Source organism: Sediminicoccus sp. BL-A-41-H5, from assembly GCF_050632405.1.
Taxonomy (GTDB): Bacteria; Pseudomonadota; Alphaproteobacteria; order Acetobacterales; family Acetobacteraceae; genus Roseococcus.
On record NZ_CP192601.1, the window covers coordinates 2,652,458 to 2,677,224 of the forward strand.

Sequence of the window (24,767 nt, forward strand, 5' to 3'; positions counted from 1 at the left end):
CAGGGTCTGCGTCAGCCTACACATATACCGAGTGAGACAGTTGCGTGGTGTAGCACCACGCAACTGTGCGGATGGGGGAACCAACACACCATCTTCGCGCCCGTGCAAGACGCAGCCAGATTTGGTAGCCCACAAAGTGTTATGTCAAAGTGTGACGGCTCAATTCGTGCCACATTTGGCGTATGCGACAGTGTGCCGCTGAAAAGTGGCACGTTCCCCTGCGGTTGCCTCACGTGCCGTGGGGATCGTCCCGTAAATAGCGGCACCATGAGAGCGCACGAATTCGTCCCCCACGACCAGCTTCTGGAAACACAGCTCACCCCCGACCAAGTGCGAGCCAGGCAGCGTGCGTGGCTTTGGGCAGAGCTGAACAACCTCATGCAGCTGGCACGCAAGGGGGCATCGGAAAGCGCCCCCAAGCCCAAGACGCACAAATGGGCTTGGAAAAAACCACGCAAGCCCAAGGCAACCAAACCCAGAGCACGCAAGCCTCGATCTGGTTTGATTGCTCCCACCAAACCCACCGTGTTGGCTGATCCTGCCAGAGCACAGCGCAGGCTCAAGCGCCTGCAGAACCTGCGAGACTGATCAGCTGCGCCGCGGGCGACCTCTGCCGCGCTTTCCAGGCACAGTGGGCGAGGTGCCACGGCTGCCGCGGCTTTCGGCGATTTCTGTGATCTGGGCGTCGAACTCGCCCAGCTTCACGGCTTCCTCGAAGTCGCGCAGCACCTGGCTCAGCGTAGCCAGCTCTCCCACCAAGATGCCTTGTCCTTTGTCGAACAGGAACTGGTTGCCGAACCTGGGCGTGAATGCCACACCCACAGCGGTGGTCTGCCAGAACGCACGAGGTGCCATCTGCTTGCCCATGCGTGTGACCATGAAGGTCTCGCCCTTGAGCTCAGCAGCGAGCAGCTCGTGCTGCACTTTGAGAGCTGCGAGCAGCTTGGCGCGGGCACGCTCTCGGGGAGAGATGGGCGCACGCATGCTGCCACGTGGTGCCTGGGGCAGCGGCTGCACTTTGTATTTGTCGGCGAATGCCACGGATAATACCTCCCTGCGATTGATGGCATGGGCTTATGCACGTTGATGCATGACACACAAGATACGCATGATCACCTAATCCGTTCTCTTTCTCTTACATAATGTGCGCTGTGCAGCTTCTGTTTCCATGCCTTTGATCACAATACGCAGCCGTTCCTGGGCAAGTGGCTCTGTTTCCTGCTCTGCCCGTTGGTGCGCATAACGCACAAGAACCAGTATATCTTTTGCGAGAATATCACGTCCTTGGCATCGTGTGCTGCTGAACCAACCTGGAGAACGACCACACAGCGCACTCACATGATATTGACTGCGTGCCACGCCCAGCTCGCGCAGCCAGTGAAACATGGTTTGATCGGAAATTTTGTGCATGCGCTATTTAGCACGACCAGCCTGCACAGCTGCGCAACGCAAGACGAGAGCGGGACAGGGCACTCAAAGCTGATTTTGGTATCTGTACAGCGCAGCACTTGGGAGCAGTCTGTCGCGCTCTCTCTGGGCGTTCTCGCGTGTTTGTAATTTTGACGCTTTTGAATGCGAGATCACGCAAGGAAATTATGCGTGTCTCTATCTCCTCCTATGTGCGCCCCACAATCAGAAGCTGCGTGCCTTTTCCCACTCGACCCTTTTTGGCGATCCCCTCAGACGGGAGACACCAACAAGGACACACATGCCCATGAGCCACCTCGCCAAACTCAACATCACGCAGATGAAGCGCCAAACTGCGCTGAGCCCACAGGAGCAGCGACGCGCCAAGCTGGTCGTCAAGCTGGAGGAACAGCTCAAGCTCGCCGAGGCGCTTTCCAAGGGCGAACGCTATCTGGTCATCAAGCCCAGCTGGACCCGTGATGCTGACGGCAACCGAGTGCGTGTGCAGCGCGAGCGCCAGGTGCGCCCCTGGTGGTGGCAGGAGGGAGAGGGTGTGGCGATGATCGTGCGCTATGGCGCTCGCTCGCTGGAACTCAGCAAGGGCAAGCGGGCAGTGAGCATCCAGAGCCCAGCCATGCTGCCTGGTGTGCTGCACACGCTGATAGCAGCTGTGAAAGCGGGTGAGCTTGATGCTGCCATGGATGCAGCCATCACGGAGACCAAGCGCAAGGCAGGCAAGGCGTAGGTCTCGCGCTCAAGTCAAATAAATCCCTGGCGCCGCATGAGTGATCATGTAGCGCCATTTCTCTATCTGCGTGTTTGATCTGGTTCGGGTTTCGGATTTCGGGCTTCTACATGAGCTGCTATATAGACCCATTCCCAGCCCTAGCATGATCTGTTTCTGTGTGATCTAGGGCTGATCTCTCATCGAGGTCTTATTCGCCCTTTCACGCACCTGCTACGCAGGATGCGCATTGGCATCAGACAGCTTCACGCATCCGCGTTCGCTGTCCTCGCCAATGAGTTCTTTTTGGTCCTGGGGTTTCAGGATCATGAACGGCTGCACATTTTATGATATAGTAGAACTGCATGATCAACCAAGCTGTTTGGGTGAAGGAGGTAGGCATTCGCTAGATCTTCGGCTCACACGACGACTGTCCGAGCGTCATCGTGTGAATTGAGTGTGCGATTTGGATTCGCTTAGTCCCCAACCCAGTCCGTCTATTCGCAACCCGCTCATGCGGGGTAGGCGCTGTTACGATTGCCTGCCTTTACGCTAAATGCCTGCTCATCTCGTCGCGCAGCTCACGGTGCTTACCACCGCGCGATGTCATTGATGTGAGATTACCGTCGTCATATCCCAAGTGCCCCTTTCAGGGCTTGGTGAATGTTCTTCGCCCTTCCACACAACATCTGACGGCTACGCTGTCGCGGCAATCTCTGTGCGGGCACGCATCTGGGCGTGCTGACGACCAACTCGGTCGAACGTTCACATCGCTATTTAAGCGTGTCCTGTCTGGAATTGCGATATATGATAGGGATTTTCTGCATGGCGTGTATGTGGACAAGTTGGGGCTCGTAGGGGGCTTTCACAGCACTGTATAAATAGCGATATGAGAACATTCACCCTATCCCACACCACAAGCCGAACCGAACGCGATCAAATTATCCAAGAGATTTGCGTGATGATCATGGCTGCGCTGGCGCGCAGAATGCCCTGATCCGCATAGGTCAGCCATATATAAAGTTTTTATATCACCCGCCTTATGCGCAGCAGCTTATGGTCTTGGTCACGCAACAAAGACCACAGGAAATACTGAAACTGTTAGGTTTTACTCGAAACCACTGAGTTCCTTGGATTTACGTGTGTTCTGGTTCTGATTGCTGGCCGCAAATCCATTGTTTTATATTATGCGAACGAAATCATTAGGTTTTACCCATGAGCCAAGCTCGCACTCTCAATCCCAAGGAATTGCGCAAGGCGCTGGACCATGTTGCCACACGAGCACATGCCACACGCAACCGCATCGCGCTGCTGCTCACGCATTGGGCTGGCATGCGGGTGGGGGAAGTGGCTGCGCTGCGCTGGAGCGATGTGATCGCGCAGGATGCTCAGGTGAAGCCAGAAATCAGGCTATCAGCTGCGCAGACCAAGGGTGAGCAGGCTCGCACTGTGTTTGTGAGTGACAGGCTCAGGAAGGAGCTCATTGCCTATGCACGCAGCCAGCCCAGTTCGCTGCCCACCCAGGATCCGCTGCTGCGCACCCAGAAGCGGGCTGGGTTTTCAGCCAACACGCTCGCCCAGACCATCAACTCAATCTATCGCGCTGCAGGGCTGGATGGTGCCAGCAGCCATTCTGGACGCAGAAGCTTCATCCCCACGCTGGCACACAAGGGGGTGAGCGTGAGGGTGTTGGCAAGCCTGGCTGGGCATCGCAGCATCAGCACCACCCAGCGCTACATCGACGTGAACGACGACCAGAAGCGTGCCGCCGTGGAGCTTATGGGCTGATTGTGCGCGGATTTATCTATGTGAATAAATGCACAGCACAAAAATCGTGCTGTGGCACCAGCTGAGGTGGGCGCAATGTGTGTTAGGCAGATGTTTGGCAGCGCTGATCTGGGGTGAAAACACTCAATGAAAACAACGAGATAAATACATACAGTGACAGTACAAGCACTGCCATGGCAAGGCGTGATCCGGCCGGCGCGTCATTTGACGCCGCCCCGGCCGGAGTGTTCCAATATTGGATATGGTGGCATCGCCACCCCTGACGGTCGGCATGGCCGCCGGGAACCCTGCTCCTGGAACGGCCTCTGGCGATCACTTCCCCGATGAACCCTCGGCCGTCGTGACACACCCCTCCGACATCGCGATGGACCGGCGCGGCCCCCCCGCGGGACACGCGCCGGCATGAGCATGCTGGCGCTGTTCCTGGGCGGCCTCGGGCTGTTCCTGACCGGGGTGGCGGCCCTGACGCAGGCGACCCGCATGCTGGTCGGCCCCCGGCTGCGCCGGATGATCAGCGAGGGCGTGCAGACACCGCTCGGCGGCGCGGCGGCGGGGCTCCTCGCGGGGGGGGTCACGCAGTCCAACCTCGCGGTCACGGCGGCGGCAGGCGGGCTCGTGTCCACCGGGACGATGACGTTGCGGCAATCCCTGCCTTTGCTCTCCTGGGTCAATATCGGCACCACGGGTGTCGCGCTGCTCGCGACGGTGGATCTGTACACCGCCTCGCTCGCTCTGGTGGGCCTGGGCGGGGCGCTGCCCTTCTTCCGCATCGACTGGCGCGGACGCATGGCCACCACCTATGCGCTGCTACTGGCCATGGGCATGCAGCTGCTGGGCGCCTCCATGCTGAAGCAGTCGGTGGCGGAGCTGGCGCATGCGCCGTTGCTCGTGGAGCTGCTCGCCTCCTCCTGGGTGCTCGTGCTGCTCTGGCTGCTGGGCTTCCTGGCCGCCTTCGTCGCCGCCAGCGCCGCGGCCTCGGGCGTGCTGGCCATCGCCCTGGCCACCAGCGACACGCTCGACCTCGCGCAGGCCGCCCTGCTGATCTATGGCGGCTGCGCCGGCTCGGGGCTGGCGCAGATCATCGCCGGCGCGTCCTCGGACGTGCATGGGCGGCGCACCGCCCTCTACCAGGGCCTGTGGAAGATCATCGGCTCCACGCTGCTGGTCGGCCTCTGGGCCATCGAGGCGGCGGGCGTGCCGGGGGTGATCGCGCTGTGCCGCGGCCTGTTCCAAGGCGTGCCCGCAGAAATCGGCGCGCTGCTGATCCTCTACCAGACGATCATCGCCCTGGCCGCCTGGCCGCTGAACGGGCTGGCCGAACGCTGGCTGCTGCGGGTGATGCCCGAGCCGGTCGGGACTGAGCTGGGCAAACCCCTCCATCTGGCGGAAGCCGCCCTGGCGGACCCGTCCAGCGCCCTCGCCCTCGCCCGCCTCGAGGAGGCCCGCCTGATCGAGCGCCTGCCGCTCTTCCTCGATGGCGTGCGCCCGCATGCCGATGCGCCGCCACCGCCCGGCCTGGACGCCGCTTCGGTCGCGCTGGAGGCCGCGGTGGATGACTACCTGCGGCGGCTGCAGACCACCGCGCCCGAGAGCATCGAGCCGGCGGCCCAACTGCGTGGGCGCGTCGTCACGCTGGCGGCGCTGCGCGAAGCGGCGAACCAGTTGTCCGAGAGCATGCGCGGCGCGACCGGCCCGGTCGAGGCGCCGCTCGGCACGCTGGTCGAGGCGCTGCACCTGCTGCTGAGCGAGGCGCAGGACATCATGCCCGAACTGCTGCACGACCGTACGGCGGCGATGGAGGTGATGCGGGCGCGCTGGGTCATGTCCGGGCTGGACGGGAATGCCTGCCAGCGGCTGTTCAGCGCGACCGATGCCTATGCCCGCGCCGTCTGGCTGCTGGGGCGGCTGCGCTAGGCGTTTGCTGAGAGGATGATTCAGCGTTTCGGCGATTCCGCCTCAACGCATCATGCTCAAACTGCCAGGCGGCCTCAGCGCGGCCCGCGACGGCGGTTCAGCGCCACCTCATCCTCGTTGAGCTGGAAGCCCACCAGGATGCGGTAATCCTGCACGCGGCGGCCCTGGCCGACCGGGAAGGCGATGTCCACCGCCTGGGAGGTGACGTTGGCGCGCGTGGTGTTCACCGCGAACTGCCCGTTCATGATGAAGCTCTGCCGGTTCAGCACCTCATTGGTGCGGGCATCGAGCAGCGCGATGAACCAGGGCAGCTGGAAGGCGCGGCCGGGGGCGGCCGGCCCGCGCTCCACCTGGAAGCGGACGGCGATGCTCGAATCCAGCGTCTGGTCGCGCCGGCCGCGGCGGCAGCTGCCCTCGATGCCGGTGACGCGCGCATCCATCACCATGGTGGAATGATCGGGCGGGCTGTTGGGCGCGTAGCGCGTCAGGTCGGCCACGTCGGCCGGCAGGGTGAGGCTCGGGCAGGGAACCAGCAGGTCCTCCATGCGCGGCCCGCCGCAGCCCGCCACGGCCAGCGCGGCCGCCACCGTCACACCCAGACCCAGACGCTTCATGCTTCGTCCTCGCTTACGTCCCAAGTGGCGCTCCGTCTGGCACCGATCCGCGCAAAGCGATAGTGTGGAGGCTTCGCAACCCGCCCCCGGAACCCCATCGCATGGCCGCCAAGCCCTCGCTTCATGTCATCCTTGCCGGCCCGCGTGGATTCTGCGCCGGTGTGGACCGGGCGATCAAGATCGTCGAGGAAGCGCTGAAGCGGCATGGCGCGCCGGTCTATGTCCGGCATGAGATCGTCCATAACCGCTTCGTGGTCGAGGCGCTGGAGCGCCAGGGCGCCGTCTTCGTCGAGGAACTGGACGAGATCCCCGATGACGGCCAGCCCGTGGTCTTCTCGGCCCATGGCGTGCCGAAATCCATCCCGGCCGAGGCGCAGCGGCGGCAGATGTTCTTCCTGGACGCCACCTGCCCGCTGGTCAGCAAGGTCCACCGTGAGGCGGAGCACCATTTCTCGCGCCAGCGGCACATCTTCCTGATCGGCCATGCGGGCCACCCGGAGGTGATCGGCACCATGGGCCAGCTGCCCGAGGGCGCCGTGACCCTGGTGGAGGACGAGGCCCAGGCCATGAGCGTGACGCCGCCGGAAGGCGCCTCCCTCGCCTTCATCACCCAGACCACGCTTTCGGTGGATGACACGGCGGGCATCGTGCGCGCGCTGCAGTCGCGCTTCCCGGACATCGCGGCGCCGGCGAAGGAGGATATCTGCTACGCCACCACCAACCGCCAGGCGGCCGTGAAGGAGATCGCGCCGCAGGTGGACATGATGATCGTGGTGGGCGCGCCCAATTCCTCCAACTCCGTCCGGCTCGTGGAAGTCGCGGGCCGCGCCGGCTGCGCCAAGGCCGTGATGGTGCAGCGCGGGCGGGATCTGGACCTCGCGGCCGTCGAGGGCGTGTCCCGCATCGGCATCACGGCGGGCGCCAGCGCCCCCGAGGTGCTGGTCGAGGAAGTGATCGAGCGCCTGCGCGAGGGCTATGACCTCACCATCCAGGAGATCGTGGTGGCGGAGGAGAAGATCATCTTCAAGCTGCCGGCGGCGCTGGCCACGGCCTGATTTGTGGCGGTCTATACGGAAGTTTCCGACGAGGCGCTGCGCGCCTTCCTGGCGGAATACGAGATCGGCGACCTGCTGGCGTTTCGCGGCATCGCCGAGGGCGTGGAAAACTCCAACTACGCGCTGAAGACCAGCGCGGGCGACTATGTGCTGACGCTCTATGAGCGCCGGGTGGACCCGCGCGAGCTGCCCTGGTTCCTCGGCCTGATGCGGCACCTCGTCGCGCATGGCCTCTCCGCGCCCGAGCCGGTGGCGGGGCGGGACGGGCAGGCCCTGCGGGAACTCGCGGGGCGGCCGGCGGCGATCTGCACCTTCCTGCCCGGCGTCTGGCCGCGCCGCATCCGGCCCGAGCATTGCGGACCGCTCGGCGCGGCACTCGCCGGGCTGCACCGCGCGGGCACGGGCTTCACGGAGGTGCGCCCCAACGGCCTCGGCCCCGCCGCCTGGGCGCCGCTGCTGGACCGCTGCCGCGCCGATGGCGAGGGCGTGCAGGCCGGGCTGATCGCGGAGCTGGATGCGGCGCTGGCCGGCATCCTGGCCGCCTGGCCCACACCCGGCAGCCTGCCGGTGGGGCAGATCCATGCCGATCTCTTCCCCGACAATGTCTTCTTCCTGGAAGAGGGCGGGACGCCGCGCGTCTCCGGGCTGATCGACTTCTACTTCGCCTGCACGGACCTCTACGCCTATGACGTCGCGGTCTGCCTGAACGCCTGGTGCTTCGAGGCGGATCGCAGCTTCAACGTGACCAAGGCGCGCGCCATCCTGCGTGCCTATCAATCCGTGCGGCCGCTGAGCGGGGCGGAGCTGGCGGCATTGCCCGTGCTGTGCCGCGGGGCCGCGATCCGCTTCCTGCTGACGCGCCTTTATGACTGGGTGAACACGCCGCCGGGGGCGATGGTGACGCGCAAGGACCCGCTGGAATACCTGCACAAGCTGCGCTTCTTTGGCCATGCCAGCGGCCCGGAGGCATTTGGTGTCTGAAGCTCCCCGCAAGGTCGAGATCTGGACGGATGGCGGCTGCAAGCCCAATCCAGGCCCGGGCGGCTGGGCCGCCATCCTGCGCTTCGGCGAGGCGACGAAGGAGCTGACCGGCGCCGAGCGCGAGACGACGAACAACCGCATGGAACTCACCGCCGCATGTGCCGCGCTGGAGGCGCTGACCCGCCCCTGCCAGGTGATGCTGCACACCGACAGCGAATATGTCCGCAACGGCATGGAGCGCTGGATCAAGGGCTGGGTGCGCAACAACTGGCGCAATGCGGCGCGCGACCCGGTGAAGAATTACGATCTCTGGCAGCGCCTGCTCGCCGCCGCCAAGCCGCATGAGGTGGAGTGGATCTGGGTGCGCGGCCATGCCGGAAATCCCATGAATGAGCGGGCCGATGAATTGGCGACCTTGGCGCGTGAGGGGCTGGGCGGGGGCGGCACGATCGGCCCAAACTGAGCCTCCGCCGTTCGGAGGTTTCGATGCGCCGCCTGCTGCTCGCCGCCCTGCTCCTGCTGCCTGTCGCCAGCCAGGCGCAGACATTCCCGGAACGCCCACTGACGCTGGTGGTGCCCTTCGCGCCCGGCGGCACCATTGATGTGCTGGCCCGCGTGCTGGCGCCGGAACTTTCGGCGGCCCTCGGCCAGCCGGTGGCGATCGATACGCGGCCCGGCGCGGGGGGGAATGTGGGCGCGGCCTATGTGGCGCAGCAGTCGCGGCCCGATGGGCACACCATCCTCTTCACCGGCGCGGGGCTGGCCAGCAGCGTCTCGCTGAGCCAGCTCGGCTTCGATCCGGTGCGCGATCTCACGCCCGTACTGGGCATGGGGGCGATTCCCTCGCTGCTCGTCGTCTCGCCGCAATCGCCGCATCGTGACGTGGCCTCGATCCTCACCGCCGCGCGGGCGGCGCCGGGGCGGGTGAGCTATGGCTCCTCCGGCCCGGGCACGGGCAGTCACCTGGCCGGCGTGCTGCTGGGTGCCGCGGCAGGCGTGGAGCTGCTGCATGTGCCCTATCGCGGCTCGGGCGCCGTCTATCCCGACCTGATCGCGCAGCGCATCACCATGCTGCTGGACGTCATGGCCTCCTCCATCGGCCAGGTGCAGCAGGGCACGGTGCGGGCGCTCGGCATCACCTCGCACAACCGCTCGGACGTGCTGCCCGACGTGCCCGCCATCGCCGAGACGGTGCCGGGCTATGCCTTCGAGACCTGGGTCGGCCTCTTCATCCGCGCCGGCGCGCCGGAGGCCTCGCAGCGGCGGCTGGAGGCGGCCGCACTCGCCGCGCTGCAATCGGCGCCCGTGCGGGAGCGGCTGCGGCTCTCGGCCGCGCAACCCATCCCGGCGGAAAGCGCCGCCTTCACCGCCTATTTCCGCGCCGATGTGGAACGCTGGGCGGAGATGGTGCGGCAGGGCCGCCTGCAACCTTCGGAGTGAGCGCCATGGAACCGGCCGACATCATCCTCAGCGGCGGCAAGATCATCACCGCCGATGCGCGCTTCTCCATCGCGCAATCCGTCGCGATCCGCGCCGGCCGCTTCATCGCGGTGGGGGATGACGCGATGGTGCGGCGCCACGCCGCCCCGCACACGCAGCACATCGCCCTTGAAGGCCGCGCCGTGCTGCCCGGGCTGATCGACGGCCACGCGCATATGGACCGCGAGGGGCTGAAGGATGTGTTCCCCAGCCTGGCCGGTTGCCGCTCCATCGCCGCCATCCAGGCCCGCATCGCGGAGCTGGCGAAGGACAAGGCGCCGGGCGAATGGATCGTCACCATGCCTGTGGGCGAACCGCCCTTCTATTGGGACCTGCCGGAATCGCTCGCCGAGGGCCGCTGGCCGACACGGCAGGAATTGGATGACGCGGCGCCGCGCAACCCCGTCTATATCCGGCCCATCTGGGGCTTCTGGCGGCATTCGCTGCCGCTGGTCTCGCTCGCCAATTCCATGGCGCTGCAACTCGCCGGCATCACGCGCGAGACGGCACCGCCGCACCCCTCCGTCACCATCCGCAAGGATGCGGCGGGCGAGCCGGATGGCGTCATCATCGAGCAGGGCTATGTGCCGCTGATGGAACTCGCCGCCTTCCACATGGCGCCGGGCTTTTCCCACGCGCATCGCGTGGCGGGCCTGCCCAAAGCGGCCGCGATGTATCACGCCTTCGGCACCACCAGCGTCTATGAGGAGCATGGCGTGGCGGCGGAGCTTCTCGCCGCCTATCGCGAGGTGCATGCGGCGGGGAAGCTGACGATGCGCTCGCATCTGGCGCTCAGCCCGGATTGGCGCGGCATGGAGAATGTCTCCATGGAGCGGCTGATCGGCGGCTGGGCGCATCAGCTGGCCGGTGCGGGGCTGGGCGATGACAGGCTGCGCCTCTCGGGCCTCATCACCGAGATCGGCCGCACGCCCGACAATGCGCTGCGCGCCGCCGCCGCGCCCTATACCGGCTGGGCGGGCTTCAACTACGACATGGGGCTCGATCGCGAACGCGCGAAGGAGATGCTGATCGCCTGCGCGCGGCACGGCATCCGCGCCATCGGCATCTGGCCCAACATGCTGGACCTGTTTGCCGAGGTGAATGAGGTGGTGCCGATCCGCGACCTGCGCTGGGTGCTGGGCCATATCGCGGTGCTGAGCCGCGATCAGGTAAGCCGCATCCGTGACCTCGGCCTCGTCCTGACCACCCACACCAACCGCTACATCTACAAGGAGGGCCACCTGCTGGTGGAGCGGAACAAGCTGGCCGATGAGGACAGCATCTCGCCACTGCGCTGGCTGGAGGAGGCGGGCGTGACCTATGCGCTGGCGACGGACAATGTCCCCGTCTCGATGTTCTATCCCATGTGGCAGGCGGTCTCGCGGCAGAACATGCACACGCAACGCGCGGTGGGCGAGCGGCAGGCGATCAGCCGCGAGAGCGCCATCCGCGCGGCGACCAATGCCGGCGCGTATCTGACGATGAGCGAGCGCGACAAGGGCGCGATCGAACCGGGCAAGCTGGCCGACCTCGCGGTGCTGACGGCCGATCCGTTGACGGTGGAGCTCTCCGCGCTGAAGGACATCGCGGCGGAGATGACGATGGTGGGCGGCGAGATCGTCCACCAGGCCCGCGGCTACACGCCGAAGTCGTAGAGTCGCGCCGCATTGTCCACCAGGATGGCGCGGCGCAGCGCCTCATCCGGCGCCCAGTCGGCCAGCAGGTCGAGCAGCGGGGCCTCGTCCGGCTTGGGTTGGGGCGCATTGGGATGCGGCCAGTTGGAGCCCCAGACCACGCGCTCCGGCGCGGCCGCGATGATGGCGCGCGCGATGGCGGCGACATCCGCATAGCCGGGCGGGCCGGAACGCGAGACGCCATAGGGCGAGGACGCCTTCACCCAGACGCGCCCACTCTCCAGCAGGCGCAGCAGCGCGCGCACGGGCGGCGCGTCGGGCGGCACCGGATCATGGAAGCGGCCGATGTGATCAATCACCACGTCGCAGGGCAGGGCGGCGATAAGCGGCGCGCGCGCCTCCATCTCGCCGCCGTCGAATTGCAGCTGCACATGCCAGCCGAGGGGTGCCACATGCGCGGCGAGCGCGGCCAGCCCCTCCCATGGCACGGGCCCGCCCTTCAGCATGAAGGCGCGGGCCCCGCGCGCGCCGGCCGCGTGCAGGCGTCGCAGTTCCGCCATCGGTGTCTCGGCCGTCACCGCCACCACGGCGCGCGCGGCGTCGGGGCCGAGTGCCGCCACCGCATCCATCGTGCAGGCATTGTCCAGGCCGTAGGCGGTGGGCTGCACCACCACCGTCCGCCCGAGGCCAAGGGCGGCCTTCACGGCGAGATAGGCCGGCAGGTCGGCGGCGAAGGGCACAGGCGAGGGGTTGGTCGGCGCCACGGGGTAGCGCGTGGCCGGGCCGTAGATATGCATGTGGCAATCGGTGGCGCCGGCGGGGGTCGGATGTCGCAGCATTCCGCCAGCATGGCGTGCCGCGCGGCGCGCCGCTATCCTCGCCGAAAATCATGGGAGGTCACGATGTTTCGACGCAGGATGATCCTGGCGGCGCCCGCCATTCTGGCGGCCACGCCCGCACGCGCCTGGGAGCCGACACGGCCCATCCAGCTCATCGTCGGCTTCGCGCCGGGTGGTGGCGCAGACCTCGCGGGGCGCGCGGCGGCGGAGGCGGCATCGCGCCTCTTTCCCACGCCCATCATCGTGGTGAACCGCCCCGGCGCCGGCGGCGCCATCGCGGCGCAGCAGGTGGCCGGCATGGCGCCGGATGGGCTGAACCTGCTGGTGGGCGGCGGCAGCGAGAGCATCTCGCTCCCTGCCTTCCGCGACCTGCCCTATGACCCCAAGACCTCCTTCCGCGCCATCATCCGCCTGACGCGCCAGCCCCTGCTGATCGTGGCGCGGCGCGGCGGGCCCTATGACACGCTGCCGGCCGCGGTGGAGGCGGCGCGGCGCGCGCCGGGCACCATCCCGCATGCCTCCTCCGGCCAGGGCTCGATCTATCACGCGGTCTTCGTGCTGCTGCAGCAGGCTGCGGGCGTCGAGTTCCTGCACGTGCCCTTCACCGGGGGCGCGCCCTCGCTCCAGGCGCTGATGGCGGGCACGGTGCAGCTTGCCGTCCTGGCGCCGGAGGAGATGGCGGGCCTGGCCCAGGCGGGCGAGGTGCGGCCGCTGGCCGTCGCCTCCGCCGAGCGGCTTTCCGCCTTCCGCGAGGTGCCGACGCTGCGCGAGCTGGGCTGGAATGTGGTGATCGAGAACATGAAGGGGCTGAACGCGCCCGCCGGCACGCCGGACGACATCGCCGCCACCCTGCATGACCGCTTCCGCCGCGCCCGCGAGACGCAGCCCTGGCAGACCTTCCTGGAGCGCACCGGCGCGATGGATGGCTACCTCGACGGGCCCGGCTACCAGGCGGCGATGGATTCCGTGCTGGATGCGTTGCGCCGCGCCGTGCGGCGCTGACACGAAAGCGGGACGCGACTCACGCGTGCCGGGATGGTAAAGCCACGCGCATGATGCTCGCCCGACGCTCCCTGCTTCTCGGCGCCGCCGCCGCGCTCGCCGCCCCTCGCATGCTTCGTGCGCAGGAGGGGCCACCGCCCATCCTCATGGTGCATGGCAATGGCGACCATGCGGCGCTCTGGCTCACGACGCTCTGGCGCTTCGAGGTGAATGGCTGGCCGCGCGACCGCCTGATGGCGGTGAACATGCCGGACCCGCTGGCGCGCGCGAATGACGCCGTGCCGCAGGAGAATCGCAGCTCCAGCGCCGAGCAGACGCAGCGCCTCGCCGCCTTCGTGGCCGAGCTGCGCGCCCGCACCGGCGCGCCGCGCGTGGCGCTGATCGGCAATTCGCGCGGCGGTTATCCCATCCGCGATTTCGTGGTGCATCAGGGGGGCGCCGCGCAGGTCAGCCACGCCATCACCTGCGGCACGCCCAATCGCGGCGTCTTCGACTGGGAGTTCAACGAGGGCAGCGAATTCAACGCGCGCAGCCCCTTCCTGCAGCGGCTGAACGGCGGTGCCTCCGATGTGGCGGAGGGGACGGCCTTCCTTGCGCTGCGCTCCGACAATGATCTGTTCGCCCAGCCCGATGGCCGCTTCGTCGGCCGGCCGGGCACGCCCACCGGCATCACGCAGGATGGCCCCGCGCTGCGGGGCGCGACCAACATCCTGCTGCCGGGCCTGGATCACCGCGAGATCGCCTATCATTGGCGCGCCTTCCGCGAGCAGTTCCGCTTCATCGCGGGGCGCGAGCCCGCGACGCTGACCGTGCCGGCCGAGGCCCGGCCGGTGCTGAACGGCCTCGTCACCAATATCGTGGGCGGTGCCGCCACCAACCGACCGGTGGCGGGCGCGGTGGTGGAGGTCTTCCGCACCGATCCGCGCACCGGCGCACGGATGGGCGAGGCGATCCATCGGCGCGAGACCGGCGCGGATGGCGTGTGGGGGCCCGCCACGGTGCAGAGCGACTGGACGCTGGAGATCGTGCTCGCCGCCCCCGGCCACCCCATCGCGCATACCTTCCGCTCGCCCTTCCCGCGCTCGACCGAGGTGCTGCATCTCCGCCCGCCTGCGGCGCTGACGGAGGCCGATCGCGGGGCCGCGAGCCTCACGCGCCTCACGCGCCCGCGCGGCTATTTCTCCTGGCCGCGCGACGTGGTGGTGCTGGATGGGCGCGAGGTGGCGGAGCGGCGCGAAGGCATCGCCAGCCTTGCCGTCGCGAATCTGCGCCTGCCTGCGGAGCGTGTGGGCACGCCCATCGCGGGCGTCTTCAACCAGGAGAATATCGCCGGCCGCGTGTTGCCGCTCAGCGAGAACCGCATCGCGCTGCTGGAGATGACCTGGTGATTGACTGGATCGTCTTCGATGTGGGCGGCGTGCTGGTGGATGAGGCGCGGCTGATCCGCGGCTGGGCCGGCGTGCTGGACATGCACGAGGTGGATTTCACCGAGGCGCTGCGCCAGGGCATCGCCGCCGGCAAGGGCATCGGCGGCACCATCCGCGAGATCGCGCCCGGCCTCGACATCAAGGCGCATCGCCAGCGCCTGGCGGGCCTGGAGATCCCCGGCGAGGATGATCTCTACCCCGATGTGCGCGACGCCTTCGCGGCGCTGCGCCAAGCGGGCTTCCGCCTCGGCATCGCCGGAAACCAGCCGGACGGCGTGCTGGAGGCGCTGACGGCGCTGGAGCTGGGTGCCGATTTCATCGCCACCTCTCACCGATGGGGCATCTCCAAGCCCGATCCGCGCTTCTTCGATGAGGTGCTGCGCGCCACGGGCGCAGAGCCCGCGCGCATCGCCTATGTGGGCGACCGCGTGGATAATGACGTGGAGCCGGCGCGCGCGGCCGGCATGCATCCCGTCTTCATCCCGCGCGGCCTCTGGGGCGAGGTGCAGGATGCCTCGGCGCGAGGTGTCACGCGCGTCACCAGCCTGCTGGAGCTGCCGGCATGCGTCGCGCCGCGCTGATCCTGGCCGGGCTGCTCGCCGCCGCGCCCGCGCGGGCGCAGGACGACATCCGCCTGGGTGCGCCGCTGCCGACGATGGAGACGGTGGTCTGCTACACGCCGCGCGCCGCCCAGGCCTTCATCACGCAGATGCGCCGCCGCCCGCCTGTCGAACGCCTGCCGGAGAACTGCGTCACCACCCTGCTCATCGCCATCCCGCAGGACATCCCGGCCAGCCTGCCGCGCTTCGAGATGGTGGTGCGCGGCTATGCCCCCGGTGCCGCCACCTGCGTGGAACACCTGATTGATGGCGCGATGCGCCGCATCCCGGTCGTGCCACGCCGCCAGCCGGTGCGCTTCGTGCAATCCCACGCGATCTACGAGGATGGCAGCCCGCAGGACATGCGCGCGCTGGTGCTGATTCCGCAGCGGCCCTATGCGCTGGAATTCCAGGAAGACCCCAACCGGCGCGAGGCCCCCGGCCCCTGCGAGCAGCCGGGCGGCTGACAGCGCGCGGCGCTTCATCATGCGCTAACCCTTCTGTGGCATGCATCGTGGCGGAGAGGCTCATCCGCACGGGGACCAGCATGCGCATCCGACACGTCTTCTACATCGGCTTCCTCGCCGTCGCCCTGCCCGGGTTGCTCGGCACCAGCTGGCTCGCCTGGGAGAGCACGCGGATGCTGACCAGCAGCCAGCGCGCGGAGGTCGCGGCGCGCGTCATCAGCGATGTGCAGCGCGCGCAGACGGCGCTTGCGGTGGAGTCCGGGCATCTGAACACCGCGGCCCAGACCGCCAGCCCGGACCGCGCCTTCCTCGCCACGACGGCGGCGACGACCGACGGCCTGCTCCGGGCGGCCGAGCGCAGCGCGCTGGAGGCCGGGTTCGACGCCGCCGCCATCCGCGAGGGCGCCGCCATGGTCTCGCGCTTCCGGCAGCGCCTGGACGGCCTGCTGACCCGTCCGCCCGCCGAGCGTGATGCCAGCTTCGCCCCGCAGCTCCTGGCCGCACGCATGGCGGCGGGCACGCAGCTCACCCACCTCGCAGCCGCAGCGGCCGAGCGCGTGGCGACGGAGGCGCCTGTGATCGCGGCCCCCGTCAATGTCGCGCTGCAGGCGATGGACATGCGCGAATATGCCGGGCGCCGGAACCTGATGATGAATGCCTGGGTGGCCGGCCGGCCAATCGCGCCCGAGCAGATCGTCGCGGCCGAGCAGATGACCGGCCGCGTGGACCAGGCGTGGGAGACGGTGCAGCGCATGGTCGCCGCGCTGAACGACGCGCCGGCCCTCACCGCCGAGGTGCAGCGCCAGGTCCAGGTCTTCCAGAACCGGGATGCGGTGCGCTGGAACCAGGTGATGGAATGGGCGCGGGCGCGGGCCGTCCCGGGCGCATCCACCGCAGCCTGGCCGGAGGATCTGACGGCGTTCCGCGCCTGGTCGCTGCCGGCGCAGGCCAGCATCCTCCAGCTGCGCGACACGGCGCTGGACCACGCCCTGGCCAAGGCGCAGGGCATGACACGCGCCGGCTGGATCGAGCTGGCCGTCAGCCTCGCGCTGGTGCTGGTGACGGCGCTGATCTCGGCGGCGGCGGTGCTGCTGCTGCTGCGCCGCGTGGTCTCGCCCCTGCAGGCCACGACGGAGGTGGTGGACCGCATCGCCGCCGGCGAGCTCGGCACCGCCGTCCCCGGCCAGGACCGCGCCGATGAGCTGGGCCGCCTCGCCTCGGCGGTGGAGACGCTGCGGCTGGGCGCCCTGCAACGCGAGGAGATGGCCACGGCACGCCTCGCCGAGGAATCCGCCAAGGCCGCGCGCGCCCAGCGGATCGAGGCGCTGATCCATGGCTTCGAGGCCGAGACGGGGAAGGTGCTGGGCGCGCTGTCCGCAGCGGCCAGCGGGCTGGAGCAGACCTCGGCCGAGATGAGCGAGAACGCGGCCGAGGGCACCGAGCGCGCCACCTCCGTGGCGGCCGCCGCCGAACAGGCGAGTGCCAATGTGCAATCCGTCGCCGGCTCCGCCGAGGAACTCTCCGCCTCGATCGGCGAGATCTCGCGCCAGGTGCAGGAAGCCGCCGCGGTGGCGCGCGATGCCGCCAGCAACGCGCAGGAGACGGACGCGACGGTGCAGGGGCTGGCCACGGCCGCGCAGCGCATCGGCGAGGTGGTGCAGCTGATCAGCGGCATCGCGGGGCAGACCAACCTCCTCGCCCTCAACGCGACGATCGAGGCGGCGCGCGCTGGCGAGGCCGGCAAGGGCTTCGCCGTGGTCGCGAGCGAGGTGAAGACGCTCGCCGCCCAGACCGCCAAGGCGACCGAGGAGATCAGCGCGCAGATCGGCACGATGCAGCAGGAGACGGCGCGCACGGTGGCCGCCATTGCCGGCATCTCGCGCACCATCTCGCAGATGGAGGCAAATACCGGCGCGGTGGCGGCGGCGGCCGAGCAGCAGGCAGCGGCGACACGCGAAATCGGGCGTGCGGTGGCGGAGGCCGCGGCCGGCACCCAGGACGCCGCGCGCCATGCGGCGGGTGTGCGCGAAGGGGCCGAACGCACCGGCAGCTCCGCCATCGAGCTGCGCGGCGCCTCGGGCGACCTTGCGCGGCAGGCGGATCAGATGCGCGGCCAGGTGGACCGCTTCCTCTCGGAGATCCGCGCCGCGTGAGGGCGCGGGCGGCTACTGCTCCTTGTAGCGGTAGCCGATGCCGTAGAGCGTCTCGATCTGCGCGAACTCGTCATCCACCGCGCGGAACTTCTTGCGGACGCGCTTCACATGGCTGTCGATGGTGCGGTCATCCACATAGATGTTCTCGCCATAGGCGGCGTCGATCAGCTGGTCCCGGTTCTTCACGAGGCCGGGGCGCAGCGCCAGCGTCTTCACCAGCAGGAATTCGGTGACGGTCAGCTGCACCTGCTTTCCCTTCCAGGTGCAGGTGTGCTTCGTCTCGTCCAGCGTGAGGTCGCCGCGCACCAGGAGGCCGCCGGCCACCACGCCGCTGCTCTCGGCCTTCATCGCCTCGTTCCGGCGCAGCAGCGCGCGGATGCGCTCCAGCACCAGGCGCTGGCTGAAGGGCTTGGTGATGTAGTCGTCGGCGCCCAGGCGCAGGCCCATCAGCTCGTCCACTTCCTCATCCTTGGAGGTGAGGAAGATCACCGGCATGGCGCTGCGCGCGCGCAGGCGCTGCAGCAGCTCCATCCCGTCCATGCGCGGCATCTTGATGTCGAGCACGGCGAGGTCGGCCGGCTTGCCCATCAGGCCCTGCAGCGCGCTCTCGCCATCCGTGTAGGTGCGGACGCTGTAGCCTTCCTGCTCCAGCGTCATGGAGAGCGAGGTGAGGATGTTGCGGTCGTCATCCACGAGGGCGATGGTCTGCGGCATTTGGGCCTCCTTGCCGACGCTTATAGGCGCCGATGGTGGCACAAAACAGGCCGAGCCGTGGCAAATCCGCCTTCAGCGCGACTTCAACGGCAGCAGGATGTCCGTCAGCCATTCGGAAGGCGGCAGGCTGCGGCAGTCGTTCAGGTATTCCTCGAAGACCGGGAAATCGCCGGCCTCCTCGCCCGATTGCGGCAGCCAGGCTCCATAGAGCCGTTCATACACCGCCTCCAGCTCCGCATAGGGGCCCTGGTAGCGCAGGCGGGCGCAGCGCAGGGCGGGGATGTCCACCACCTCCATCCCGGGATCGAGCGGCGTGCCCGGCGGCACCGTCAGCGCGGCGAGCGAGCGCAGCTCGGCCTCGGGCACGCTGTGCGGATCATCGGGGTAGATGCCGATGAAGCGCGTCGTCTCGTTGATCAGCCCGCGCGCCCCGGCCCAGGCGCCGAGCCGGTCGAAGACCGGGCCCATGGCGTCGAAGGATCCGCGATGCGGCAGGGCGGCCAGATGCAGCGGCGGCGTCTCGACGATGATGATGTCCTGCATGGTCTCCTCCTCGGGGATGGGGGCGCCGATGGCGGCGCGCTGGCGATAGGCGCCGGGCGGGATGCCCAGCGCCTCGCGAAAGGCGCGGGTGAAGGCGGCGGTCGAGCCATAGCCGGCCGCGGCCGCGATCCGCGCCATCGGCGCGTCGCTCTTGATCAGCGCGGCGGCGGCGCGGGAGAGGCGGATGCGCGCCAGCGTCTCGGCCGGCGTCTCGCCGGTCAGGGAGCGATAGGCGCGGTGGAAATGCCAGGGCGAGAAGGCGGCGACGTCGGCCAACTCCTCCAGGCTCGGCGTGCGGTCCGGCTGGGCGGCCAGATGCGCCATGGCACGGGCGATGCGCGTGGCGTGATCGGCCAGGGTTCGGGATTTGGGGATGCGGGTCCTGATCGGCATGCGGCGCTGATAGCGCGGCCCCGATTGATCCGTCTTGCGAAGTTGATGCCCGGGGCTACCGCTCCATCTCCACTGCGATCTTGCCGGCCCGCACCGCGGCCTTCAGCGTCGCGTGGTCGCGCTCGGCCTGGTCGGCATAGACGAGCGCGAAGCGGCCCATCGCCTCGTCGAACTTCTCGCTGCTGCCGAGATAGCCGCTGATCGTCCAGGGGTCGCCCGCCTTGGCATGGGCGCGGGCCAGGGCCCAGCCGCAGAGCGCGCCATAGATCTCCAGCATCTCGCCGTCGAAGGTCTCGACCATCGGGCTCAGCTTCACGTCGCGCAATTGGCGCAGGTAGAATTGCCGGCCCGCGCCGCCCGTCACCCAGCCCAGGAAGATGTCGGAGGCGGTCTGCATCAGCCGCTGCCCCATCACCACGCGCTGGCCGTGATGCGGATAGGCGCTGGGGCCGGCATGCGGCTCCAGGACCGAGGCGTTGGCCTGCTTCACCTGGAGGAAGAGCGGGTCCCCCGCGATCGAGGTGAAGAGCAGCACCATGCAGAAGGTGCCCACGCTGCCGATGCCCACCACCTTCAACGCGCCGTCCGCCAGCTCGTACCGGTCGAACAGCACGCGGCGGTCATCGGCCAAGGTTTCGCGGTAAGCGCCCAGCGCCTCGCGGATCATGTCCATGTGGCGTTCGCTGTTCGGGCCGGTCCAGTGGAAGAGCAGCGGCGGCTCGTCGCGGATGCGCGGCCCGGCGCGGCTCTGCTCCACGAGCTTGGGGAAGACCAGCTCCGAGCTGGTGGCCTCGGTCGCCTTGGCGATGCGCTTCTCCAGCCGGTCGCGATGCGCGGCGGGCAGCATGTCCAGCACGTCATCGGCATCGATGCGCGCGTACCAGGTTTCGAGGACATCGCACCGTGCATAGTCGCGCATGCGCTTGCGATAGGATCTGGCGCAGGCCATCGCCGCCTCCCGCCCCGCATCGTCGGACAGGCCATTGGAGCGCGCGGCGAGCACGAAGGAGGCGACGAGGCGCTTCACATCCCATTCCCAGGGCGCGGGCAGCGTCTCATCCAGGTCATTGATGTCGAAGACCAGGCGGCGCTCGGGTGTCGCGAAGCCGCCGAAATTCATCAGGTGCGCGTCGCCGCAGGCCTGGACGCGCAGGCCGGTGCCGGGCGTGGTGGCGAGGTCTCCCGCCATGATGGCGGCGGAGCCGCGGTAGAAGGTGAAGGGCGTGCGGAGCATGCGCCCGTAGCGGATGGGGACCAGCTCGGGCAGGCGGTTGGCGTCCGCGCTTTGCAGCAGGGCCATGATGTCGGGGCGCTTCGGATGCGGCTTCCAGGCGCCCTGGGCCGCACGCGGCACAGCGTCACGCATCGCCTTGCCGGCCGCGTTGCGCTGCTCGGGCGTCGCGTGGTCGGGCAGACTCGTCTTGGCCATGCGGGTCGTTCCTCGCCTTCTGGGGCGAGGGTAATCCGGCACGCGGGAGGCGCGCCAGCGTCGCGCGAGCAGCGCGCCGGCTTCACGCGAGCAGCGCGCCGGCGTCGCGCGTCAGAAGGTCATGTTGAGCGCGATGAAGGGGCCGCCCAGATGCAGGTTGCGGATGAGGGAATCGCCCGTTCCCGAATAGGAGAGGTAGCGATAGCCCGCCACCACGCCCGCCCAGCCGGTCGAATAGCCGAGGCCGCCCTGCACCTGCCAGGTGGTGTTCGAGCCGCCGGCGCCGATATCCGCCGCATAGGGCACGTAGAAGCCATGCCCGAGGTTGAAGCGGCCCCGCACGCCCACGATGCCGTCCCACACCTGGTCGCTCGCGCTCAGCCGCCCGGCCCGCGCGAAGACATCGCCCGTATTGGGGCCGACGATATCGGTGGCCAATTGGTAGCTGGTGCGCGTGCTGACCGCCAGCATGCGGAAGCCTGCCTGGATGTCCACATTGCCCCAGGCGCCTTGCAGGACGGTATAGCCCGGCGCCAGCGTCCAGAGCGTGTTGCTCAGCGAGGTCTGCGTGCCGAGATTGGCGGAGGCCCCGACGCGCGCCGAGGGGAAATCCACGCTGCGCACGAAGCTCGTCTGGTTGCCGAGGTTCAAGTAGATCAGGTCCGTCGCCAGGGTGAAGCGGCCGTAGCGCGCCTCGGCGCCGAAGGTGATGCCGAATTTCAGCGTGTCCACGATGCTCTGCGGGTCCATGTCCACATGCGCCGTGCGGCGCTCGCGCGGGCCGTAGCGCAGGTCGCCGCCGACGGTCGGCAGCCAGACATAGGGCGTGAGCGAGAAGCGCCAGCCGCTGTCGCTGCCATCCGGGACCGTCTGCGCCGTAGCGACGGAGGACATCAGCGCGGCGCCCAGCAGCGCACCCAGCGCGGCGGCGAGGTGCTTCGGCTCGGACATGGGTGGTCTCCTCGGCGGGATCTCAGACAGGGTTGCCTTGCGTGGGATTCTTCGCAGCGGCTGATGCATGACTCTGCGCCTGAAACCATGCAGGGCGCAATATCGCACCGGGATGACAGCGCCGCCCGCAGCGCCCATTTTCCCGCACATGACCGAAGATCCCGGCTTCCAAGCCCGCCGCATCATCCGCGCCGCCGCCGCCGCCACGCTCGCCACGCAGCAGGACGGCCAGCCCTTCGCCAGCCTGGTGACGCCAGGGACCGCGCCCGGCCTCGCGCCGTTGCTCTGGCTCTCGACGCTCTCCGAGCACACGCGGCACCTGCAGCGCGACCCGCGCTGCGCCCTGCTCTTCACCGGCGCGGCCGAGGGCGCCAATCCGCAGACCGCGCCGCGCGTGACGCTGACCGGCCTGGCCGAGCCGATCACCGATGCGGAGCTCAAGGCGCGCTGGCTGGCGCGCCACCCCTATGCCGCGCTCTATGCGGAATTCGCGGATTTCGGCCTGTGGCGCATCAACCCGCAGGGCGCGCTGATGGTGGGCGGCTTCGCCCGCGCCACGCGGCTGCGCCTCGGGCAACTGCTTCCCGATGCGGCGGCGGTCGCCGCCATCGCGGCGGCGGAGGCCGGCATCATCGGCCATGTGAATGCCGACCATGCCGATGCCGTGGAAGCCATCGCCACGGGCCTGCTCGGCGCCGCGCCGGGTGCATGGCGCCTCACCGCCGTGGATGTGGACGGGCTGGACCTGGCCGCAGGGGATTCGGTGCTGCGCCTCGCCTTCGCGGCGCCTGTCACGGATGCGGAGGGGGTGCGCACCGAATTGGTCCGGTCAGCCCGGACGGCACGCGCGGCGCTTGCTGCATCGCAACAAGGTAAAATTTCATGAAAGCCATGGATTTCAGCCCCTTGGCGGCATTGACCAGGGCCACCCCCAGGCCGTAATTCCGCCTCGACTGTCATCGAAATGCCCCTGAGTGAACCAACACGGCCGGGACATGGGAACGGTCACGGCTTAATGCTCAAAACGGGGACATTCCGCATGACCGCATCCGCCCTCGCCGGGACCGGCGTCACCTCCAGCAATCCGGTGCACGCGAATCTCACGGCGCCCCTGCTGGTGCAGCACGCCCTGGCGCGCGGCGAGGGCCGTCTCTCGGCGGATGGCGCCTTCATCGCGCTGACCGGCGTGCACACCGGCCGCTCGGTGCAGGACAAGTTCGTGGTGGACGATGCCGAGGTCACGAACGAGATCTGGTGGGGCAAGATCAACAAGAAGATGGAGCCGGTGAAGTTCCAGGGCCTGGCCGCCAAGGTGCGCGGCTGGCTCGGCGCCCGGCCCGTCCTCTTCACGCAGGACCTCTACGCGGGCGCGGACCCGGCGCATCGCATCCGCGTGCGCCTCGTCACCACCAATGCCTGGCATGCGATGTTCGCGCGCAACATGTTCATCCGCCCGCCGGTGGAGGACCTCGCTTCCTTCGTGCCGGACTTCACCATCCTGCACGCGCCGGAATACGAGGCCGACCCCTCGGTGGATGGCTGCCGGAGCAACACCTGCATCGCACTCAGCTTCGCGCAGAAGACCATCCTGATCGCCGGCACCAGCTACGCGGGCGAGATCAAGAAGAGCATCTTCACCGTGATGAACTGGCTGCTGCCCGCCAAGGGCGTGCTGCCCATGCATTGCAGCGCCAATGTCGGCCGCGCGGGCGATGTGGCCCTGTTCTTCGGCCTCTCGGGCACCGGCAAGACAACGCTCAGCAGCGACCCCGAGCGCAGCCTGATCGGCGATGACGAGCATGGCTGGTCCGATGCCGGCGTCTTCAACTTCGAGGGCGGCTGCTACGCCAAGGTCATCAAGCTCTCGCGCGAGGCGGAGCCGCAGATCTGGGACGCCTCCCACCGCTTCGGCGCCGTGCTGGAGAACGTGGTCGCCGATGAGCGCGGCGTCCTCGACCTCGAGGACAACCGCTACACGGAGAACACGCGCTCCTGCTACCCGGTCGAGTTCATCCCGAACGTGACGATCACGGGCAAGGCGGGGCTGCCGAAGAATGTGGTGATGCTGACCGCCGATGCCTTCGGCGTGCTGCCGCCCATCTCCAAGCTCTCGCCCGCGCAGGCGATGTACCACTTCCTCTCGGGCTACACGGCGCGCGTCGCCGGCACCGAGAAGGGCATGGGCAAGGAGCCGCAGGCGACCTTCAGCACCTGCTTCGGCGCGCCCTTCCTGCCCCGCCACCCGGAAGTCTATGGCAAGATGCTCAGCGACCTGATCGCGAAGCATGGCGCCGATTGCTGGCTGGTGAACACCGGCTGGACCGGCGGCGCCTATGGCACGGGCCAGCGCATGAGCATCCAGCACACCCGCGCTTTGCTGCGCGCGGCGCTGGACGGCTCGCTCGCGCAGGTCGAGTTCGTGCAGGACCCGTTCTTCGGGCTGATGATCCCGAAGAGCGTGCCCGGCATCCCCGCCAATGTGCTGAACCCGCGCGACAGCTGGGCCGACAAGGCCGCCTATGACGCGACGGCGAAGAACCTGGTCGGCCTGTTCGAGCAGAACTTCGAGACCTTCGCCGGCGCCGTGGATGAGAGCGTGAAGAAGGTCGCGATCAAGGCGGCGGCCTGATCGCGACCGCATGATCCGCTGAGGC

Annotated in this window: 24 protein-coding genes; 16 read left to right on the top strand and 8 right to left on the bottom strand. The window is 68.3% G+C overall.

Annotated elements, in window-relative coordinates; genetic code table 11:
- Positions 1 to 267 precede the first annotated feature (267 nt).
- Positions 268 to 588 (top strand): hypothetical protein, encoded by a 321-nt coding sequence (locus tag ACQ860_RS12995; RefSeq protein WP_431303773.1) that lies wholly within the window; start codon positions 268 to 270, stop codon positions 586 to 588.
- Here ACQ860_RS12995 and ACQ860_RS13000 read toward each other — a convergent pair whose 3' ends face one another.
- Together ACQ860_RS13000 and ACQ860_RS13005 are read right to left on the bottom strand one after the other, a co-directional pair.
- Positions 589 to 1,041, bottom strand: coding sequence for a hypothetical protein (locus tag ACQ860_RS13000; protein WP_431303774.1), 453 nt, complete (start codon positions 1,039 to 1,041; stop codon positions 589 to 591).
- A gap of 75 nt (positions 1,042 to 1,116) precedes the next feature.
- Complete coding sequence (locus tag ACQ860_RS13005; RefSeq protein ID WP_431303775.1) at positions 1,117 to 1,410, bottom strand: hypothetical protein; 294 nt, start codon at positions 1,408 to 1,410, stop codon at positions 1,117 to 1,119.
- A gap of 304 nt (positions 1,411 to 1,714) precedes the next feature.
- Between ACQ860_RS13005 and ACQ860_RS13010 the strand changes: the two genes are divergently transcribed.
- From ACQ860_RS13010 to ACQ860_RS13020, 3 genes are all read left to right on the top strand, one after another.
- The gene (locus ACQ860_RS13010; protein WP_431303776.1) at positions 1,715 to 2,152 is read left to right on the top strand and encodes a DUF6641 family protein; all 438 of its coding nucleotides are present in this window, start codon (positions 1,715 to 1,717) and stop codon (positions 2,150 to 2,152) included.
- A gap of 1,194 nt (positions 2,153 to 3,346) precedes the next feature.
- Positions 3,347 to 3,919: a tyrosine-type recombinase/integrase gene (locus tag ACQ860_RS13015; RefSeq protein ID WP_431303777.1), complete on the top strand. Its 573-nt coding sequence runs from the start codon at positions 3,347 to 3,349 to the stop codon at positions 3,917 to 3,919.
- Between the two features lie 402 nt (positions 3,920 to 4,321).
- Positions 4,322 to 5,833, top strand: coding sequence for a Na/Pi symporter (locus ACQ860_RS13020; protein WP_431303778.1), 1,512 nt, complete (start codon positions 4,322 to 4,324; stop codon positions 5,831 to 5,833).
- A gap of 74 nt (positions 5,834 to 5,907) precedes the next feature.
- Here ACQ860_RS13020 and ACQ860_RS13025 read toward each other — a convergent pair whose 3' ends face one another.
- Positions 5,908 to 6,447, bottom strand: a complete 540-nt coding sequence (locus tag ACQ860_RS13025; protein WP_431303779.1) for a hypothetical protein — start codon at positions 6,445 to 6,447, stop codon at positions 5,908 to 5,910.
- 101 nt (positions 6,448 to 6,548) lie between these two features.
- Here ACQ860_RS13025 and ispH point away from each other — a divergent pair, with 101 nt between their 5' ends.
- The 5 genes from ispH to ACQ860_RS13050 are packed head-to-tail and all read left to right on the top strand — an operon-like array spanning position 6,549 to position 11,617.
- Positions 6,549 to 7,502 carry a 4-hydroxy-3-methylbut-2-enyl diphosphate reductase gene (gene ispH, locus ACQ860_RS13030; RefSeq protein WP_431303780.1) on the top strand — a complete coding sequence of 318 codons (954 nt, stop codon included), beginning with the start codon at positions 6,549 to 6,551 and terminating at the stop codon, positions 7,500 to 7,502.
- Positions 7,503 to 7,505: 3 nt separating this feature from the next.
- Positions 7,506 to 8,483 (top strand): homoserine kinase, encoded by a 978-nt coding sequence (locus tag ACQ860_RS13035; RefSeq protein WP_431303781.1) that lies wholly within the window; start codon positions 7,506 to 7,508, stop codon positions 8,481 to 8,483.
- Entirely contained in the window at positions 8,476 to 8,946 is a 471-nt protein-coding gene (gene rnhA / locus ACQ860_RS13040) for a ribonuclease HI (RefSeq protein WP_431303782.1), read from the top strand. Before ACQ860_RS13035 ends, rnhA begins: the two co-directional genes overlap by 8 nt.
- Before the next feature lie 23 nt (positions 8,947 to 8,969).
- On the top strand, positions 8,970 to 9,923 hold the full coding sequence (locus ACQ860_RS13045) for a Bug family tripartite tricarboxylate transporter substrate binding protein (RefSeq protein ID WP_431303783.1): 954 nt from the start codon (positions 8,970 to 8,972) through the stop codon (positions 9,921 to 9,923).
- Positions 9,924 to 9,928: 5 nt separating this feature from the next.
- Positions 9,929 to 11,617: an amidohydrolase gene (locus ACQ860_RS13050; RefSeq protein WP_431303784.1), complete on the top strand. Its 1,689-nt coding sequence runs from the start codon at positions 9,929 to 9,931 to the stop codon at positions 11,615 to 11,617.
- On the opposite strand, the gene ACQ860_RS13055 is transcribed toward ACQ860_RS13050, so the two are convergent.
- Positions 11,599 to 12,435 carry an amidohydrolase family protein gene (locus tag ACQ860_RS13055; protein WP_431303785.1) on the bottom strand — a complete coding sequence of 279 codons (837 nt, stop codon included), beginning with the start codon at positions 12,433 to 12,435 and terminating at the stop codon, positions 11,599 to 11,601. The genes ACQ860_RS13050 and ACQ860_RS13055 overlap by 19 nt on opposite strands.
- A 63-nt stretch (positions 12,436 to 12,498) precedes the next feature.
- Here ACQ860_RS13055 and ACQ860_RS13060 point away from each other — a divergent pair, with 63 nt between their 5' ends.
- From ACQ860_RS13060 to ACQ860_RS13080, 5 genes are all read left to right on the top strand, one after another.
- Positions 12,499 to 13,437 carry a tripartite tricarboxylate transporter substrate binding protein gene (locus ACQ860_RS13060; protein WP_431303786.1) on the top strand — a complete coding sequence of 313 codons (939 nt, stop codon included), beginning with the start codon at positions 12,499 to 12,501 and terminating at the stop codon, positions 13,435 to 13,437.
- A gap of 50 nt (positions 13,438 to 13,487) precedes the next feature.
- Positions 13,488 to 14,825 carry a hydrolase gene (locus ACQ860_RS13065; protein ID WP_431303787.1) on the top strand — a complete coding sequence of 446 codons (1,338 nt, stop codon included), beginning with the start codon at positions 13,488 to 13,490 and terminating at the stop codon, positions 14,823 to 14,825.
- On the top strand, positions 14,822 to 15,445 hold the full coding sequence (locus tag ACQ860_RS13070) for an HAD family hydrolase (protein WP_431303788.1): 624 nt from the start codon (positions 14,822 to 14,824) through the stop codon (positions 15,443 to 15,445). The genes ACQ860_RS13065 and ACQ860_RS13070 overlap by 4 nt, the downstream gene beginning before the upstream one ends.
- Positions 15,427 to 15,930 (top strand): hypothetical protein, encoded by a 504-nt coding sequence (locus ACQ860_RS13075; RefSeq protein ID WP_431303789.1) that lies wholly within the window; start codon positions 15,427 to 15,429, stop codon positions 15,928 to 15,930. The genes ACQ860_RS13070 and ACQ860_RS13075 overlap by 19 nt, the downstream gene beginning before the upstream one ends.
- Positions 15,931 to 16,010: 80 nt before the next feature.
- The gene (locus ACQ860_RS13080) at positions 16,011 to 18,083 is read left to right on the top strand and encodes a methyl-accepting chemotaxis protein (RefSeq protein WP_431303790.1); all 2,073 of its coding nucleotides are present in this window, start codon (positions 16,011 to 16,013) and stop codon (positions 18,081 to 18,083) included.
- Positions 18,084 to 18,095: 12 nt separating this feature from the next.
- On the opposite strand, the gene ACQ860_RS13085 is transcribed toward ACQ860_RS13080, so the two are convergent.
- The 4 genes from ACQ860_RS13085 to ACQ860_RS13100 form a co-directional block, all read right to left on the bottom strand.
- A complete protein-coding gene (locus tag ACQ860_RS13085; RefSeq protein WP_213616854.1) occupies positions 18,096 to 18,797 on the bottom strand; it encodes a response regulator transcription factor in 702 nt (233 codons plus the stop codon).
- Positions 18,798 to 18,869: 72 nt separating this feature from the next.
- Complete coding sequence (locus tag ACQ860_RS13090; protein WP_431303791.1) at positions 18,870 to 19,733, bottom strand: AraC family transcriptional regulator; 864 nt, start codon at positions 19,731 to 19,733, stop codon at positions 18,870 to 18,872.
- A gap of 55 nt (positions 19,734 to 19,788) precedes the next feature.
- Positions 19,789 to 21,162 (bottom strand): DUF2252 domain-containing protein, encoded by a 1,374-nt coding sequence (locus ACQ860_RS13095; protein WP_431303792.1) that lies wholly within the window; start codon positions 21,160 to 21,162, stop codon positions 19,789 to 19,791.
- A 111-nt stretch (positions 21,163 to 21,273) separates the two neighbouring features.
- Positions 21,274 to 22,113, bottom strand: a complete 840-nt coding sequence (locus ACQ860_RS13100; RefSeq protein WP_431303793.1) for a hypothetical protein — start codon at positions 22,111 to 22,113, stop codon at positions 21,274 to 21,276.
- Positions 22,114 to 22,261: 148 nt separating this feature from the next.
- Between ACQ860_RS13100 and ACQ860_RS13105 the strand changes: the two genes are divergently transcribed.
- On the top strand, positions 22,262 to 22,999 hold the full coding sequence (locus ACQ860_RS13105) for a HugZ family protein (RefSeq protein WP_431303794.1): 738 nt from the start codon (positions 22,262 to 22,264) through the stop codon (positions 22,997 to 22,999).
- A gap of 153 nt (positions 23,000 to 23,152) precedes the next feature.
- Positions 23,153 to 24,742 (top strand): phosphoenolpyruvate carboxykinase, encoded by a 1,590-nt coding sequence (locus ACQ860_RS13110; protein WP_431303795.1) that lies wholly within the window; start codon positions 23,153 to 23,155, stop codon positions 24,740 to 24,742.
- Positions 24,743 to 24,767: the final 25 nt, after the last annotated feature.

What these genes read in the sequence shown, in the direction of transcription:
- ACQ860_RS12995 (WP_431303773.1), top strand. Translation starts at nt 268, where the DNA reads ATGAGAGCGCACGAATTCGTCCCCCACGACCAGCTTCTGGAAACACAG.
- ACQ860_RS13005 (WP_431303775.1), bottom strand. Translation starts at nt 1,410, where the DNA reads ATGCACAAAATTTCCGATCAAACCATGTTTCACTGGCTGCGCGAGCTG.
- ACQ860_RS13010 (WP_431303776.1), top strand. Translation starts at nt 1,715, where the DNA reads ATGAGCCACCTCGCCAAACTCAACATCACGCAGATGAAGCGCCAAACT.
- ACQ860_RS13015 (WP_431303777.1), top strand. Translation starts at nt 3,347, where the DNA reads ATGAGCCAAGCTCGCACTCTCAATCCCAAGGAATTGCGCAAGGCGCTG.
- ACQ860_RS13020 (WP_431303778.1), top strand. Translation starts at nt 4,322, where the DNA reads ATGAGCATGCTGGCGCTGTTCCTGGGCGGCCTCGGGCTGTTCCTGACC.
- ACQ860_RS13025 (WP_431303779.1), bottom strand. Translation starts at nt 6,447, where the DNA reads ATGAAGCGTCTGGGTCTGGGTGTGACGGTGGCGGCCGCGCTGGCCGTG.
- ispH (WP_431303780.1), top strand. Translation starts at nt 6,549, where the DNA reads ATGGCCGCCAAGCCCTCGCTTCATGTCATCCTTGCCGGCCCGCGTGGA.
- ACQ860_RS13045 (WP_431303783.1), top strand. Translation starts at nt 8,970, where the DNA reads ATGCGCCGCCTGCTGCTCGCCGCCCTGCTCCTGCTGCCTGTCGCCAGC.
- ACQ860_RS13050 (WP_431303784.1), top strand. Translation starts at nt 9,929, where the DNA reads ATGGAACCGGCCGACATCATCCTCAGCGGCGGCAAGATCATCACCGCC.
- ACQ860_RS13055 (WP_431303785.1), bottom strand. Translation starts at nt 12,435, where the DNA reads ATGCTGCGACATCCGACCCCCGCCGGCGCCACCGATTGCCACATGCAT.
- ACQ860_RS13060 (WP_431303786.1), top strand. Translation starts at nt 12,499, where the DNA reads ATGTTTCGACGCAGGATGATCCTGGCGGCGCCCGCCATTCTGGCGGCC.
- ACQ860_RS13065 (WP_431303787.1), top strand. Translation starts at nt 13,488, where the DNA reads ATGATGCTCGCCCGACGCTCCCTGCTTCTCGGCGCCGCCGCCGCGCTC.
- ACQ860_RS13075 (WP_431303789.1), top strand. Translation starts at nt 15,427, where the DNA reads ATGCGTCGCGCCGCGCTGATCCTGGCCGGGCTGCTCGCCGCCGCGCCC.
- ACQ860_RS13080 (WP_431303790.1), top strand. Translation starts at nt 16,011, where the DNA reads ATGCGCATCCGACACGTCTTCTACATCGGCTTCCTCGCCGTCGCCCTG.
- ACQ860_RS13085 (WP_213616854.1), bottom strand. Translation starts at nt 18,797, where the DNA reads ATGCCGCAGACCATCGCCCTCGTGGATGACGACCGCAACATCCTCACC.
- ACQ860_RS13090 (WP_431303791.1), bottom strand. Translation starts at nt 19,733, where the DNA reads ATGCCGATCAGGACCCGCATCCCCAAATCCCGAACCCTGGCCGATCAC.
- ACQ860_RS13095 (WP_431303792.1), bottom strand. Translation starts at nt 21,162, where the DNA reads ATGGCCAAGACGAGTCTGCCCGACCACGCGACGCCCGAGCAGCGCAAC.
- ACQ860_RS13100 (WP_431303793.1), bottom strand. Translation starts at nt 22,113, where the DNA reads ATGTCCGAGCCGAAGCACCTCGCCGCCGCGCTGGGTGCGCTGCTGGGC.
- ACQ860_RS13105 (WP_431303794.1), top strand. Translation starts at nt 22,262, where the DNA reads ATGACCGAAGATCCCGGCTTCCAAGCCCGCCGCATCATCCGCGCCGCC.
- ACQ860_RS13110 (WP_431303795.1), top strand. Translation starts at nt 23,153, where the DNA reads ATGACCGCATCCGCCCTCGCCGGGACCGGCGTCACCTCCAGCAATCCG.